Raw genomic sequence first — 1,588 nt, forward strand, 5'->3', positions numbered from 1 at the left:
CTAGAAAAACGCATCTGATGACGGGAAATTCCTGTGATATGCTGCATTCTTAAAAATACGAAAATTCCTGTTTTGACACAACTTTTTTGTTATATTTGGTGATATACAAACGGAGGTTTTTTCACAGACTGACGTTACCAGCCATAATAAAAAACAACAATGGAAAAACAACTATTCATTACATATTCATGGGATACAGACATTCATAAAGAATGGGTTAGAAATTTAGCAGATAAATTAATTGAAAATGGTGTTAATGTATTACTTGACCAATATGATATGAAGCATGGTGAAAGCTTTACTCACTTCATGGAAAAATCAATTGAAACTAGTGATAAAGTCCTTGTTGTATTAACTCCAAACTATAAACTAAAATCTTCTAATCGTATAGGAGGTGTTGGATATGAACAACAAATTATTTCTGGTGAAATTATGTCAGGCAATGATAGACAAAAGTTTCTACCAATTATAGTAGATGGTGAATATGAAATTGGAGAAAATTGTTCAATTCCTGCACATTTCAAAGGAATATCAACAATTGATTTTAGAAATAATGACAAGTATTCTGATTCACTAGATGAACTATTAAGAACCATTTACGAATCACCTAAATTTAAAAAACCTGAAAAAGGAAAAATCCCTAATTTTAAGAGTTTTTCAAAAAAAATATTTAAACTAGAATTGACAGAAGATTTTGAATGCAAACAAAGTGATATAATTCTTTCAGATTATTTTACACAAATTCTAGATTTACTCAACAGTGGAAAATCATATCATATTGAATTCGAAATTGAAAGAATAAGCGAAATTCATAGAAAATATAATGAATTTCAAGATTTAGAAAACATTTCGGAAGATGATTTAAAATTGAAACTCAATTATCGAACATTTTTAAATTCAAATTTTTATTGGGAGAAAGAGACAATCTATGACTTACTCACCAAAGCGATTGAAAATATAATAATTTATAGCTATAGTAAAAATGCTTATATCACTAATATTGATGATTTGGTTTTTGCAATAAGAAATTGTTTAAAATATTTTGCCTCAAATTCGTCATCAAAAAACGGAAAAGGTTTTGATGTTTTCCAAGATCAAAACAATTGGAGTTTTAGAATAAATTTAGAAGATGATGAAATTATTAATTTACTAAATGTCTTTGGAATTAAAAATCCAATAATATCTGAAAACACATTCTTACTAAGCAGATTTGCAGATTTAGATGTTTATGATTTGAAAAGAGAAACCTTAATTGGTCAAGCCATTCCTAAACAAATATATACATATGTTTTTGATGAACTTTATAAAAATATTTCTCCTGATAAAAAAGAAGAATATTTTAAAATTGGAAACTGGAAAATCGGATTGGCATAATTACGGCTGGTAACACACGCTACAAGCAATTTGGGTTTTAGCCTTAATTTGAAGTTGGTTTTGTACTTGGGATGATTTGGCAAATCCGAATAATGGGCTTAATTTAGTCCCAAACTGCTTGTAGCGCGAGAACGTCAGGCTGTGAAAAAACCTCTTTTTTTTCTCAAAATCTTCAAATTTTACAATCCTACAATTCAAATAAAGCCTTCTGAGA

The 1,588-nt window shown here is 28.3% G+C and carries 2 protein-coding genes; one reads left to right on the forward strand and one right to left on the reverse strand.

Going from position 1 to position 1,588, the window contains the following annotated elements; all coding sequences use genetic code 11:
* Positions 1 to 159 precede the first annotated feature (159 nt).
* Positions 160 to 1,374 (forward strand): toll/interleukin-1 receptor domain-containing protein, encoded by a 1,215-nt coding sequence (locus tag AC1DY0_RS18965; protein ID WP_477190140.1) that lies wholly within the window; start codon positions 160 to 162, stop codon positions 1,372 to 1,374.
* Here the strand turns inward: AC1DY0_RS18965 and AC1DY0_RS18970 are convergent.
* Positions 1,375 to 1,588: hypothetical protein (locus AC1DY0_RS18970; RefSeq protein ID WP_477190141.1), on the reverse strand; the 214-nt coding region annotated here is incomplete at its 5' end.

The sequence above is a fragment of the Flavobacterium sp. P1_E4 genome (assembly GCF_056405915.1).

What these genes read in the sequence shown, in the direction of transcription:
- AC1DY0_RS18965 (WP_477190140.1), top strand. Translation starts at nt 160, where the DNA reads ATGGAAAAACAACTATTCATTACATATTCATGGGATACAGACATTCAT.